General features: G+C 39.6%; 16 protein-coding genes. 5 read left to right on the top strand and 11 right to left on the bottom strand.

Annotation, left to right across the window (positions count from 1 at the left end):
* Positions 1-2 precede the first annotated feature (2 nt).
* Together P0Y49_15440 and P0Y49_15445 are read left to right on the top strand one after the other, a co-directional pair.
* Complete coding sequence (locus P0Y49_15440) at positions 3-1,640, top strand: hypothetical protein (GenBank protein WEK18184.1); 1,638 nt, start codon at positions 3-5, stop codon at positions 1,638-1,640.
* Positions 1,641-1,671: 31 nt separating this feature from the next.
* Complete coding sequence (locus P0Y49_15445) at positions 1,672-2,208, top strand: hypothetical protein (GenBank protein ID WEK18185.1); 537 nt, start codon at positions 1,672-1,674, stop codon at positions 2,206-2,208.
* On the opposite strand, the gene P0Y49_15450 is transcribed toward P0Y49_15445, so the two are convergent.
* The 7 genes from P0Y49_15450 to P0Y49_15480 all read right to left on the bottom strand — a co-directional run bounded on the left by P0Y49_15450 (position 2,205) and on the right by P0Y49_15480 (position 6,916).
* Positions 2,205-2,408, bottom strand: a complete 204-nt coding sequence (locus tag P0Y49_15450; GenBank protein ID WEK18186.1) for a hypothetical protein — start codon at positions 2,406-2,408, stop codon at positions 2,205-2,207. The genes P0Y49_15445 and P0Y49_15450 overlap by 4 nt on opposite strands.
* A gap of 90 nt (positions 2,409-2,498) precedes the next feature.
* Positions 2,499-2,801 (bottom strand): helix-turn-helix domain-containing protein, encoded by a 303-nt coding sequence (locus P0Y49_15455; protein ID WEK18187.1) that lies wholly within the window; start codon positions 2,799-2,801, stop codon positions 2,499-2,501.
* Positions 2,794-3,240: a hypothetical protein gene (locus P0Y49_15460; protein ID WEK18188.1), complete on the bottom strand. Its 447-nt coding sequence runs from the start codon at positions 3,238-3,240 to the stop codon at positions 2,794-2,796. The genes P0Y49_15455 and P0Y49_15460 overlap by 8 nt, the downstream gene beginning before the upstream one ends.
* Complete coding sequence (locus tag P0Y49_15465) at positions 3,224-3,868, bottom strand: ATP-binding protein (GenBank protein WEK18189.1); 645 nt, start codon at positions 3,866-3,868, stop codon at positions 3,224-3,226. The genes P0Y49_15460 and P0Y49_15465 overlap by 17 nt, the downstream gene beginning before the upstream one ends.
* Positions 3,865-4,608, bottom strand: a complete 744-nt coding sequence (locus tag P0Y49_15470; GenBank protein WEK18190.1) for an ATP-binding protein — start codon at positions 4,606-4,608, stop codon at positions 3,865-3,867. The genes P0Y49_15465 and P0Y49_15470 overlap by 4 nt, the downstream gene beginning before the upstream one ends.
* Positions 4,609-4,624: 16 nt before the next feature.
* Positions 4,625-6,703: a hypothetical protein gene (locus tag P0Y49_15475; GenBank protein ID WEK18191.1), complete on the bottom strand. Its 2,079-nt coding sequence runs from the start codon at positions 6,701-6,703 to the stop codon at positions 4,625-4,627.
* A gap of 3 nt (positions 6,704-6,706) precedes the next feature.
* Positions 6,707-6,916: a hypothetical protein gene (locus tag P0Y49_15480; protein ID WEK18192.1), complete on the bottom strand. Its 210-nt coding sequence runs from the start codon at positions 6,914-6,916 to the stop codon at positions 6,707-6,709.
* A gap of 103 nt (positions 6,917-7,019) precedes the next feature.
* On the opposite strand from P0Y49_15480, the gene P0Y49_15485 reads away from it, so the two are divergent.
* Entirely contained in the window at positions 7,020-7,712 is a 693-nt protein-coding gene (locus tag P0Y49_15485) for a S24 family peptidase (GenBank protein WEK18193.1), read from the top strand.
* Positions 7,713-8,263: 551 nt separating this feature from the next.
* On the opposite strand, the gene P0Y49_15490 is transcribed toward P0Y49_15485, so the two are convergent.
* Positions 8,264-9,166, bottom strand: a complete 903-nt coding sequence (locus P0Y49_15490; GenBank protein ID WEK18194.1) for an EamA family transporter — start codon at positions 9,164-9,166, stop codon at positions 8,264-8,266.
* A complete protein-coding gene (pyrF, locus tag P0Y49_15495; GenBank protein ID WEK18195.1) occupies positions 9,163-9,993 on the bottom strand; it encodes an orotidine-5'-phosphate decarboxylase in 831 nt (276 codons plus the stop codon). The genes P0Y49_15490 and pyrF overlap by 4 nt, the downstream gene beginning before the upstream one ends.
* A gap of 351 nt (positions 9,994-10,344) precedes the next feature.
* On the opposite strand from pyrF, the gene rho reads away from it, so the two are divergent.
* Positions 10,345-12,180, top strand: a complete 1,836-nt coding sequence (rho, locus tag P0Y49_15500; protein ID WEK18196.1) for a transcription termination factor Rho — start codon at positions 10,345-10,347, stop codon at positions 12,178-12,180.
* Between the two features lie 153 nt (positions 12,181-12,333).
* Positions 12,334-13,014 (top strand): CDP-diacylglycerol--serine O-phosphatidyltransferase, encoded by a 681-nt coding sequence (pssA, locus tag P0Y49_15505; protein ID WEK18197.1) that lies wholly within the window; start codon positions 12,334-12,336, stop codon positions 13,012-13,014.
* A gap of 18 nt (positions 13,015-13,032) precedes the next feature.
* On the opposite strand, the gene P0Y49_15510 is transcribed toward pssA, so the two are convergent.
* Complete coding sequence (locus P0Y49_15510; protein WEK18198.1) at positions 13,033-13,413, bottom strand: Hpt domain-containing protein; 381 nt, start codon at positions 13,411-13,413, stop codon at positions 13,033-13,035.
* A 17-nt stretch (positions 13,414-13,430) separates the two neighbouring features.
* Entirely contained in the window at positions 13,431-13,925 is a 495-nt protein-coding gene (folK, locus tag P0Y49_15515) for a 2-amino-4-hydroxy-6-hydroxymethyldihydropteridine diphosphokinase (GenBank protein WEK18199.1), read from the bottom strand.
* Between the last annotated feature and the right edge of the window lie 13 nt (positions 13,926-13,938).

The following is a 13,938-nucleotide window of genomic DNA, read 5'->3' on the forward strand; positions in this document are numbered from 1 at the left end:
ATATGGCTGGATTAGATATTACACTAAGTCTCAACGACGAAAAATTTAAAGCAGGAATTAAGTCGGCACAAATCGAATTAAAAAACATTAAGGAGAGTTTTAGCTTGCTAAAGTCGATCGGGTTTGAACTCCCGGAACTTGACAACATGGTGGCTACCGGAATCAAAGCATTCGATACATACAAAGTTGCCAACACCCAATTACAAAATTCTCTTAAAGCGACCCACAATTCTGCAGGCCTGAGTATTGACGCATTGGTCGGACAAGCCCAAAAACTGCAGCACACCACACTATTCTCTTCTGCACAAACACAAGAGGCGCAGGCCCTGCTTCTGGGTTTTAGCAACATTAAGGAAAAGGTTATGATGGAAGCGATGCCTGCAATTCAGGATCTTGCTACCGCCATTTCCGGAGGAGGAGAAGGCGACCTAAATGGAGCAACAAAGCTGGTGGGAGAAGCACTCCATAATCCGATCAAAGGAATACAAGCTTTAAAAGCCGCAGGAGTCAACTTTAACCAGACTCAGGAAGACACCATCGCAAACTTAGTCGCAACAGGAAAAACTGCAGATGCGCAAGGAATAATCCTGGGTGTTCTGTCCGAAAACTTTGGCGGATCAGCAGTTGCAGCACGAGAAGCCAAAGGAGAATTCGGCGATTATCAGGAAACCATGAGTGGCTTATATCTGGCTATTGGCGGTGTAGCGGATAAATTACGAGAGGGTCTTGCCCCTGGCTTCAGTATCGTTGCTGGTCTGGTATCGAAATTAATCGCTCCGCTAAAAAATGTAGTTGATTGGATGGGAAAAAACAAGACTATCGTTCAGGGACTAGCCATTGGGTTGGCCATAGGCGCAGCGGGATTTTTTACGCTAAACGGACTGGTCGCATTCAATACCTGGCTGATGGGCGCTTCATCCGCAGCGTTCATCATCAACACACTAGTCACAGAAGGACTTTCAGCGGCATGGCTCGCTTTAAATATGGTCATGGCAGCCAACCCTATCGGAGCAATCATCGTTGCGATTGCCCTGCTTTCTGCAGGGATTTATATGGCTTACCAGAAATCGGCAACATTCAGAGCTGTTTTAGCAGGCATCGGTGAAATAGCAAGCTCACTGGTTCCAATTTTTATTGGCTTAGGTAAGGTCATATTAGGAGCAATGACTTTTAACCCCTCGCTTATCGCCCAAGGCTTTAAGCAGTCAGTGGATGGGATTAAGAAAATCACTGAAGGAGGTGGCATCTCAGGAATATTTAAAAAAGCATTTAACAAGAGTCTTGAAGATAGCGCGAAAAAGGAAAGAGATGAGCAGACCAAAAAGAAAGAAAATGAGTTAAAAAGGCCGTCACAAAAAGGCAATGGCAGCCAATTAAATGCCCCAGCCCATTCCTTTGCGGGGGGGAGAGCAAATCCATTAGGGCGATCTCAAGCAACAAATGCACCAGCAGCCCGAAATGAAAGTGTAGGTGGCTCCAGATCCGTTCGGAACATTTCTGTGACCATCCAAAAAATGGTAGGCATAGAGAACATGAATACCACCAATATTAAAGAAGGATTTAGCGATGCCGGCAACCTCATAAGAGAAGCCTTAATTAAATCGATCAGGGATTCAGAAATCGCAGTTAGCGGCGAGTAAACACATTATTCACATTTAAAACATTAACATTATGAGTATAAAAGGAAAGGTATTCAGATTTATTAGCAATCACCTAAAAGATCAATTGACATTTGACGATAGCACTCCAGGTGCTTTACCTTCAGTAAAATGGATCGACAAATACAATAGTCAGCAACTGAGGGCGCTTCAGGAATCCAACATAAAATATCCGGCTATCTTCATTGGGTTTCATACATTCAGGTGGACTTCCGCAGCCTATAAGGTCCAGAAAGGAAGAGGAGTTATCCGAATTTACACGGTTTTTGAAAACAATGGAGAAAGTCATCTGGGTTCAACGACACAGGAAGAGGGACTTCAATTTATGGAGTTTAATGAGGCCGTCTTTAAGGCTTTGGAAGGGCTGTCCGGTGTAGGCTTCAGCCCATTAAACAGAACTACAGAGAAGGAGGATATGGATCATGATCGCCTGATTGTAACCATAACGGACTATCAGACAGAGTTACTGGATGTAAGTAGTGACGAAACCCAACAACACGAGATGGCAGATCCGGAGCTGATCGTAAGGACAAACAGTTTTCTTCTTTAGGGAAGAAGCTTGTTTGCCGATGATCCCGGTTGTTTCGTTTGATCAAGGATGATCCGATAAATCGTTCTGGCGGTCAGATGAAATTCATTGGTCAGGATCGGCCAAATGACTTCTTCGCGAAGCTGCTGCTCTCCCCACAACTGGCAGTAACGTTGATAAATAAGGGTATCGCGTTGTTTTTTAAGTTCTGGATCTCTCATAAGTTATTCTTTTACACAAAAATAAGGGTGATCATTTTTATTTTTAGAAGAGTTACCAAATAAAGGAAGCCATGGAATCCATGGCTTCCTTTAAAGCGGTTTATAGTTATCTATTTTTTCATTTACCCATGTCCACTTTGAAATGAAGTAGCTATCCTTATTTCTCACCAGCTCTTTACTTCGTGCCTCTGCCCAGTAAATGGTTGTTTTGTCTCTGTCCAGAAATCTGCCTATCTCCTCATAAGACAACCTCGTATGCTTTAGTAGTAACCGCACAGCGATAAAACGGGCATATGTAAATTCTATACCCCTTAACGGACTAGTGATATCCGGTACTTCAAGGGTCTGGCATACTATACGAATAATCTCTTCAGGATGTAGTGCATTATACATGATGTAGAATTTTATCGATGATTTGACAATACTTTGAGTTAAATTCCTCATTGTAAAACAACTGTTGTGCAGCATGCGTGGCAGAATATTCATCCAACAATAGGAAATCTCCATAGGCAACCCCTTCATAGATAGCGATACCATCTTCTTGAATCTCAAAAAGATCTTCCGTAATGCTATCAGCAAAAGGGATAAATACCCGCTCATTTCGACCTTCCCACTCGTAGTTGTAAAAGGTTCGAAACTGCTTCGAATATCTGAGAGCATTTGCAGCCTTAGGCAGACCTTTACATGCCCGATCGATAAAAAACTCATATTCTGCATATTGATGTTTACAATACTGATCGGAGCTCCAGCTCAACAACTGGCAGATATACTCCGCCTGTCCGACTTTAAAAAAGTCTTCTTTAGATCGTGCAGCTTTAATTAATGTATTCATATTCCTCCAGAGCCCCCTGTCCCCAATACCTTGCAGCTCCCTTTATCCAATTGGTATAATATCCTTTCATTCCAATATAACGTCCTTTAGAAATTGCCCTGTGTCCTTCAACCCATACCTTCAAATCTGCATCAAACATCACGTCCTTTGCAGCGCGTCCTTTAGGCATCTTACCTTCGGCCTGACTGATGATGATAATCAGTTTATTTGGATGCAAACGCTTAAATGCCAGGTACTGTTTGAAAGAAAGATTCGCATATTGAAAACTATCAATAACAAGGACATCGGCACTCCCCCTTTTCTTCAATCTTACTGTCGACTGCTCAATTGATTCCTGAACCAACAACACTCTTCCTGTCACTTCCTTCATCATCGCTCGCCGGAATGCATTCTGCATCGTCTTTCTGCGACCTTCCTCCAGGCTGTTGTAGATCACTTTCTTTCTGAAGGTAGTCAGATATTTAATCAACTTCAGTACAAAACTTGTTTTACCATTCCCACTATGTCCCCAGATAAACCACACGCCTGTAATTTCCGGCTGATCAAAAGCTTCCATCCACTCTCCGGCAAAATCATACACTTCAAATTTAATAGCATCAAGTTCGGTTGGTGTTAATCCTCTTTTCATAATCCAAGCACTGTTTTAACAAGGTCAACACTAAGCGGTGTATTTGATCTTTCTGCTTCGGCCAGCGCAGGAATCATCACATCATGCAATTCTCCATAATTGTTACAGTTTTGCTGAAGCCATTTTTTCAGAGAGGGCTCAGTTTCCACGAGAAACTGTTCGAAACGCTTATCAATAAGGGGTAGTTCCTGAATTTTGAACCGTATCCGCCTGAACAATTGGGCAATCCCTGCTTTATGACTTTTCAACAGTTTATCCAGATTGGTAAGGAGCTCATTGGTACCAATCAATACGAGTGCGCAATCCTGATGGAGCACATCATAAAGCTCTTTGAAAGCACATAATGCTGAGTATTTCATGTATTCAGCTTCATCAAACACAAGTATGGGTTGGAGCCCTTGTCCTTTAAGAACCTTTAATTTTCCGGCGATTTGGGCTAATCTTGCCGAGCTGGTACTTTTAGGGCAATTTATCTTTAACGATTTCAGCACTTTAGCGATAAGATCCCTCAAGTTATCTGAAGACCCGACCTTAACAGCGAATACTTCTAAGGGAAACCGATTTTTGAAAACATTGAGGCTATAAGTCTTACCAGAGCCTGTTTCACCAATAATCACAGTAGTTTGACTGTGATCCTTAGCCATAGACAAGCTGGCCAGAACCCCTTTAAGCTGGATGGTTGGTTTGATTTCCCACGCTCCCATAGTTTCAGTAATTTGTGGTTTTAATACTTCTTTCATAGCGTTATTTAATTGTTTAGTTATTTGTTAAAAAATCATTGAGATCTACACGCGAGTTGAGATAAGCTTCTCTTTTTCTAAGCTGGACTTCAGCAATATCTTTTTTAGCCTTTTGCTCCTGCCTGATTAATAAGCGCTCAGCCTTCTGCCCTATTCTAACCTGACTTTTATGATCTTTGTGCTGACCATTGCTGTCTGTAATAAGCAATTTCCCTAGCGTCTCCTGTGCAGCAGGTACCCGATCCATTAATTCAGCAATAGATGCATAGTCCGCACTTTGGGTATCCAGGATATCCGTTATCCATCCGCGGTTATACCTATTAATTTTATCCAGTTCAGACTGATCTCCTGTGATCCGTTCGGCAAGTGCCATTGGCTGTTCATACTTTTCGGTCAGCATAAACCTCAATGACCCATCCCCACTCGTTGCCAACACAATATCCAATTGATCGGGGTCGTATCGGATTTGCCAATCTTGGGTCCTCTTTTTTCTGAATTCAGGATCGAAGCTATCGTACGTATACTTTCTCTTATCCAGTTGAAAAGTAATCCCATTTCCATTTAGCCTGTTGGTATAGCCCGAGCTTTCTCCAAGGCGATATAAGAATTCCGCTTTCGACAATATCAATCGCTGATCTTCACCCAGCACTTTGTAGGAATCGATATACGCTGATGCTCTTAATGCTCTTTCAGCACGGATCATTGCTTCGATTTGTGCAGTACACCCATCCCTATCAGGAAAGCTATGTCTTGTTTTGTTAAGGAGCTCTATATTAGGCTGATGTTCTTTCTTTGCGGTCATACCAAATCCTGACCAGTTCTTCTGCAATTGACAATGGTTTTTATTCAGATATTTGAAATAGGGCTCAATTACCTTCGCTTTTGCATTTTTGGCACGTGCAGGAGTATAAATAGTCGATACAGCCTCATAGAAGGGTGTCAATCCGCCTTTACCATATCGGTCGGTCTGTAGCTGGTATACCATATGCAGTTCACCAAATAGCTCTGCTGTATGTTTGACTGCATTGCGGATCGCTTTGCGGATCAGTGCAGGTGTTTCGTGGGTACCTATTGCGTATCCAATGGGATACTTCTGACAAGGATCAAGAACAACAACAACAGTCAGGCGGTTATGATATGTAGTTATCGCATGGCCATCCTTATTCAACAACGTTTGCTGATACAATAATTCAACATCCCAACCGTCAATCGTCCAGTACAGTAGAGGTGCTTTAGGAGCTCTTCTCTTCACCTGCATCGCATGAACATTATCGTGGTTAACCTTACCTCTTGAACCGGCATCCACGTATACCTTCCATTCATTACGTTTATTGGCAACAGTCGTCCTGCTTATCTTTTTCCAACCGGCAGCCTCAGCCGTCATGTTATACACCTTCATTACCTGAACATCATCGAAATTATGAGCTAAAGCCATCAGTCTACGTAAGGTTCCCTCCTGTTCATCCTTAAAAACTTTAGCTGCATTTACGTTGCAAAACTTAGCGCTGATGAGACTTTCATAGCCTGACAGCTTATACTTATTTATTTTATCCCGTAGCGCACGTTCACCAGCAGGCAATTTCCATCCCCATTTGGGCTGCAAGCTCTGGAAAACAAGCATCAGGTTTTTCAAAGCCCCAGACTGATGCGAAGATCCCCCCAGAGCTTTGCGCCATGCCTTGGTGTCGCTGATGATAAATGCTATAGCATTTAGTGCTACAGCAGTAGCTACATATTCCCTGATTGTATCCTCCTTCAAATGAGTACCATTGGGTAAAACATAATTCGTAAAAAAACCTAATGCCTTGTAGTCGGACACTAACAGTTGCTTAATAGGCTCTTGCTGAGCAGATTTAAGGATATCCTTGTATTTTAGCGCAACAGCATTCTTAACAGGCATTGGTAATGATTCAAAATCATAGAGCGCTTCAGTTCCCCGACCTCCCCTTCTGACAGCAATCAGCTTTCCACTTTTACTCAGATTGATGTAATCGTATTTGCTTATAAAAGCGTTTGCACCAACCAGGTTGGGCTTAGCACTCCTCCCAACCAACTCCCCATAAGATATACACAGTGTATTATTATAGAATTGCATAGCTTATGATTTGGCACTATCCTCAGTTATTCCAAGTTTCATTAATAATTGAGGCACAATATTTCCTCCTTTGTAATGGCCATTAACTGTATTGCTCAGCACTTCTCTGCTGATTCCAATTTCATTAGCCAAATGTTTAATGGATATACCAGATTGTGATATAAAATCTTTCAGATGTAAATTCTCTGGGTATTTAATTATTTTCTTTTTCATCGTCATAATGTTCATATATTCGTGAATAGTTTTACAAAAAAACGAAACTTTATTCGAAAATCACAGCGAATTCGAATAAAGTTTTGAAATTAAATTCATTAAAATGGAAATAACAAAGAAGATCAACGAAATAGCTATTGAGTTTTTTGATAACAACAATTCTAAATTCGCTGCAGAAATGAATACAAGTGAAACTAACATAAGAAATTATAGAAATAAGATAATACCAAAAGTTGAGTTCATTATTAAATTATGCAACATGCTCGAAATTAATTTCGATTGGATGTTTAACAATGAAGGTGCAATGAAAAGATCGGAAAGCTCTCCTGGGGTATCAACTACAAATGAATTTGTTTTACGAACAGACAGAAGACAGGAGACACAACAAGTCCCCCTATATGACGCCAACGCGGCTGCTAGTTTAATCAAGCTTTTTGACTCCAGGGAGAATGTGATTGATTACATTACCATTCCCAATCTTCCAAAAAGTGACGGTGCGTTATATATCAAAGGAGATAGCATGTATCCACTATTAAAAAGTGGCGATATAGCCATCTACAAGCGTGTTAGTTCACTGGAAGATGGGATATATTATGGGGAAATGTATTTACTCAGCATTGATATTGATGGAGACGACGCTACAGTCGTCAAATACGTTCAAAAATCTGAGAAAGGCGATCAATACATCAGACTGGTCAGTTACAATGCACACCATGCGCCTAAAGATCTTCATTTGAAACATGTCAAAGCAATGGCATTAATCAAAGCGAGCATACGCATCAATACCATGATGTAGACTCAGTTTAGCGGAGATCTTCCTCTAAATAAATCATGCACATTTATTTTTAGCAGAAACAAACACAAAACACTGTAAATCAAAGAGAAACAAAACATCAACTCTCTTCAATCTAACAGTTTTGTGGGGGGCTACAGGCACTTTTCAGCACAAAAAGAACCATTTTCGGGAACACGAATACATTCTTTTTACTAAGCAAGGCACTATCCAATTCACTATCCAATAGTTCATTCGAATCCTATAGCTGTTTGACAGATTCGACACTAAGAACCCAGGGAGATTGACAAGTGTGCCTATTCAGTTTAATCAGAGCAAATTAAACAAAACCAATAGAAACTAAGCCGACAAAGTCACAACGGAAGATCAACACAGAAGAATCACCTTATAATGTCTTATGAAATTTGGTTTTCAGTAAAATTTAGGGGTACTGAAGAATATTAAACACTTCAATACACTTAAATAGAAAAAGTTAGAACAAAAAAAACGTCAGTTTAGGATGACGTTTTCGTTTTGACTGTTATACAGCATAAAAGAATTAATTCAACCACAAATTACTCTGCTTGTTTTTTGCCTTTATAGTTTGTAATAAATACACCGATGATAATAAGTACAGTGGCAATTAAGATGTCAACTGTTATGATTTCATCTAAAATTAACCATCCAAGAAATAAGGCAATAACGGTATTGAAATAAGTAAGGATAGAAACCTCTGGAGCAGAAACCTTTTTCAAAGCATAATGGTAGCAGAAAAAAGCCATAACCGAGCCAAATACAGCAAGGTAGACTACGGCAAGCATACTACTGGGGCTCCAGCTAGACACATCTATCTGGTCAGAAAAAATAAAGGCCAACATAAATTGAACCACCGCTGAAAAGGCAAACTGGTAAAACAGATCAAGAAATATATTGTCTGATTTTTGATTGTTCTTTTTAATATAAATGGTGCCTATGGTCCATCCGGTAATGGCAAAACCCAAAAACATAATGCCTGTTTCATAGTTCGGATCAAACAGCTCATTCAATCCGTCTCTAAATATAAATGCTACGCCTAAGAAACCTATTATCACGCCTAAAAACCCTTTTAAAGAAGGTTTTTGCAAACCTACGGCTACACTGGTAATGAATACGAATAATGTTGTTAATGCATTTAACAATGAAGTAAGACCACTTGGGATTGTTTGTTCGGCCACGGTTGTCATACCGTTGGCTACTACAATCATCAACCCCGACAATAACATTTGCCGCCTCATATAAGACCAACCTTTCCAGGCAAGCTCTTTTTTACGAAGCAGAATAATAAATAATATCGAGGAGGCAATAGTTTGTCTAAATGCAGCCACAAACCACGGTGGAATAGTCCGAACAGCTACACGGATACCCAAATAAGTTGTGCCCCATATTAAAGCCACCCCTGTTAAAGCAAGAATCAGCTTTAAATCTATTTTTCTGGTCATACTAAACCGGCAGACTCAAGAATCTCTGCCATTTCCTGTTGTAACTTTAAAGCTTCTTCTCTTGCTCTTTCTGCAAAATCCTCACCATTACTGGCATAGATAATGGACCTTGCCGAGTTTACAAGTAATCCGCATTCTCTATTTAACCCATACTTACAAACCTCAGCCAAACTTCCGCCCTGTGCCCCAACACCGGGTACCAGTAAAAAGTTGTCAGGTGCCAATCTTCTGATGTTTTCAAACTCAGCCCCTCTCGTAGCACCAACCACATACATCAACTGCTCGCTATTCGCCCATTGAGAAGAGATCCTGATCACTTCTTCATACAACTTACCTTCAGGTGTTTGATGCAACTGAAAATCACTATGTCCTGCATTTGACGTTAAAGCTAAAAGTATAACCCATTTATCAGCATGGTTTAAAAATGGTCCAACCGAATCTTTACCCATATATGGAGCAACAGTGATGGCATCAAAGCTCATCCCTGATTTTTCCTGGTTAAAAAAAGCATCTGCATACATTGCTGACGTATTTCCGATGTCACCTCTTTTAGCATCCGCAATGGTAAAGATGTCTTTAGAAATATATTCCCAGGTTTTGATTAAGGTTTCCCAGCCCTTTAATCCCATAGACTCAAAAAAAGCCGTATTGGGTTTATAGGCAACACACAGATCTTTGGTTGCATCAATAATTTGTTTATTGAACTCCAATACCGGGTTATCGTATTTGAACAAGTGTTTTGGAAGGTTCTCCATTACTGGATCAAGGCCAACACATAAAAAAGATTTCTTGGTTTTAATTTGCTCAAATAGTTGCTTCTTATTCATCAGGGGGTAAATTTTGGATACAAAGATGTCAATTTTCAGGATGATTAAGGCCCCTTTCTAAAACTTTTAATTGAAATTATTACAAACATTTTCAACTTTTTCTTGGAGATTAGATTTCAAATACATACAATTGCACCATAATTCTCTAAAGTTTATCTGACCATCCCGGAAAATTCTGTAAAAATTTGTTCTATAAAGCCTTTTATGATTGCATTTTCTGCGCTGTTCGACTGATTCCTTCATGTGTTCACCCATCAAAAACAATAAAAAACAACACCTGATAGCTTCATAAATGATGAACTTAAATACTTATGAAAATTACTATTTAAAAAATTTCTCTACATCCATATAATGTTTAATAAAACAGAATTAAATGAAAAACTCACTGCAGAATTGCGTGAGATAGCAAAAAATCAAGGCATTTTAAATGCTGACGAATTGCGTAAGGCTGAACTTGTTGAAATTATTGCCCAGATAACAGAACAACAAGCAGAAGCCGAAGCTGCTCCTAAAGCAGCACCTGTAAAGGCAACAAAAACTAAGGCGGCTAAAGATACCGCGCAAAAAAACAATCCGGCTAAAGAAAATGCGACTACAGAGCCTATTGAAAATGCACCAGCAGCAACAGCCGCAAAGAAGGAACGTCCGGTAAAAGAACAACCAGCAAAAGTTAGTCCTAATGAAAATATTGAGACTGTAGAAAATGTTGAAAGTACTGAGCAAAATGAAAAAGAGGCTCAGGAAGAAAAACCTGCAAGAAAAAGGATCCGTATCTCGTCTAAGGAAGTAGAAGAAAAAACGCAAAGACCTTTTAACAGAGCGTCTTTATTTGATCCACAACCTACTACCAATGAAGGTTACAAACAAGACAAACCTTTTCAGGCTGTAGTTGAAGGGTCAAGCGTTCAGACAGAAGAAGCTCCATCAACAGCAGTTTCAACTGAAGGAAAAACCATTACACATGGAAATCCTGATCACAATAAAAAACACAGGCCACAAGAAAACAGACCTAAAAATCAAGGAAATATCGGTCAGCAGAAACAAAGCGAAAACAGCTATTCTAATTTAGATTTCGATAACACCATTACCAATGAAGGTGTATTGGAAATTATGCCAGATGGCTATGGCTTTTTAAGATCTGCAGATTACAATTATCTTTCTTCACCGGATGATATTTACGTATCACAATCCCAGATAAAATTATTTGGATTAAAAACAGGTGATACTGTAAAAGGAAGCATCCGTCCACCAAAAGAAGGCGAAAAATACTTCCCATTGGTTAGAGTTGAAACCATTAATGGGCGCTTACCTGCCGATGTAAGGGACCGTGTTCCTTTTGATTATTTAACTCCTTTATTTCCAACAGAAAGATTAAACCTGTTTACGGAAACCAATAACTATTCTACCCGCATCATCGACCTGTTTACCCCGATTGGTAAAGGTCAGCGTGGTTTAATTGTAGCACAGCCTAAAACCGGTAAAACCAATTTACTAAAAGAGGTTGCCAATGCGATTGCTAAAAACCACCCGGAAGTTTACCTTATCATTTTATTGATAGATGAGCGTCCGGAAGAGGTTACGGATATGGCTAGAAGTGTAAGAGCTGAGGTAATAGCATCTACTTTTGATGAGCCAGCAGAACGTCATGTTAAAATAGCCAACATCGTGCTTGAAAAAGCAAAACGTTTAGTTGAATGCGGGCATGATGTAGTTATCCTTTTAGACTCTATCACCAGATTAGCAAGAGCTTACAACACAACTGCTCCTGCTTCCGGAAAAATCTTATCAGGAGGTGTTGATGCCAATGCATTACACAAACCTAAACGTTTCTTCGGAGCTGCACGTAACATTGAAAGAGGAGGTTCATTAACCATACTTGCTACAGCATTAACGGATACGGGTTCTAAAATGGATGAGGTGATCTTTGAAGAATTTAAAGGTACCGGTAACATGGAGCTTCAGTTAGACCGTAAATTATCTAACAAACGTATCTTCCCTGCTATCGACATTACGGCATCAAGTACACGTAGAGACGATCTGTTACATGATAGAGATACATTGCAACGCGTATGGATTTTACGTAACCATTTGGCAGACATGAATGCTCAGGAAGCAATGGAGTTTGTTCAGGCTCAGATAAAAGGCACAAAGTCTAACGAAGAGTTTCTAATTTCAATGAATAGCTAGTCTGGATTAAGGAGCAAGGATGAAGGAGCAAAGATTAAAGATTTAGGAGCAGAAATTAAAAGTCCTTATTCCTTGATCTTTGTTCCTTCATCCTTGTTCCTTTATCCTGATTCCTTGTTCTTTTATCCTTGCTCTCTAATCCTTGCTCCTGACATGAAAAAACACATTCCCAATGCAATTACCTGCGCAAACCTATTTTCGGGTTGCATAGGTATCGTTTATGCCTTTCACGGATCTCTTGAAATCGCCGCTTACTTTGTAATCCTTTCAGGTATATTCGATTTTTTTGATGGCTTTGCAGCGCGTTTGCTGCATGTAAAATCAGCTATTGGTAAAGAGCTGGATTCTTTAGCAGACGTGGTAAGCTTTGGTTTTTTACCTGGTGTAGTGATGTTTCAATTGTTAAGTCAGAGCAACTACACTTCAGCGTATTTACCTTACTTTGGATTTATCATTACCGTATTTTCTGCGCTAAGGCTAGCTAAATTTAACATTGATACCCGACAAACGGAAGACTTCATTGGTTTAAACACCCCCATGAATACCCTCTTTATTGTATCTCTGCCATTTATACAAAAGGATTATCCTTCACTTATTGGCTCAGCGCCATTGTTGGTTGGACTTATTGTATTGCTAAGCTGGTTATTGGTAAGTGAAATAAAGATTTTTTCACTCAAATTTAGTTCAACAAGCTGGGAACAAAATAAAATAAAATACATATTCCTTATTTTATCCGTGCTACTTGTTGCTTTGTTAAAGTTTGCAGCTGTCCCACTTATACTTGTTTTGTATATCGGTCTTTCGGTTATTCATTTTAGGCGTACAACTGCATAAACAAGCCTTAAAAACGACTTAAAGTTGCTTTTCAAGGTCTGCCTTAGCCTCTTCAAGCTGAGCGTACAATACCTCTACAAAAGAGCTGATCTCCTGAAATGCAACTGGCAATTCCTCTATATTTTTAAGCTCTCTCGCATTATTTTCCATCATTTGCATATGATCTTTAGCGTCTTCGCGACCTACATAGGCAAATGTTGGCTTTATTTTATGTGCACAATTAGATGCTCTAGGCCAATCCTTATCCTCAATCGCCTTCCCCAAGTCAGCGATATATAGCGGAGTTTGCATTTTAAACATATCTATCATCTCTATGATAAATTCAGCGCTGTCCCCAGACATATCCCTCAAATAGGAAAGATCCAGTGGCTCTTTATTTTTTTGTAAGTTTATCATCATAGACAAAACTAACGAAATTATACTTTTGATACGGACAAATTATCACTTAATCTTTCTAATATTTCCAATACACTTAACTTTAGTACCGGATGAATGTATTCAGGAGCGATTTCAGCCAATGGCTCCAGTACAAATTTTCTGTGCTGCATTTGAGGATGTGGAATTTGTAACTTCTCCCCCATATCCACAATTCGATTTCCATAAAAAATAACATCAATATCAATCAATCTTGAACCCCATTTTTGATGTCTTACCCTTCCAAGGTCTGACTCAATCTCCAAAGCCTTTTCAAGCACCTCTAATGGACTTAACTTAGTTTTAACCCCTACAGCAATATTTAAGAAAACCGGCTGATCTTCAATACCCCAGGCTGCAGTTTCATAAATCGATGATTTTTGAGAAACAGGTCCAATATAACGTTCGATTTCTCCTAATGCATCATTTATCAGTGTATTCCGATCTCCCAGATTACTTCCCAGTAACAAATAAACAACTTCACTATCCAATTCCATATAAAGACCTAAT

The sequence above is a fragment of the Candidatus Pedobacter colombiensis genome, from assembly GCA_029202485.1.
Taxonomy (GTDB): Bacteria; Bacteroidota; Bacteroidia; order Sphingobacteriales; family Sphingobacteriaceae; genus Pedobacter; species Pedobacter colombiensis.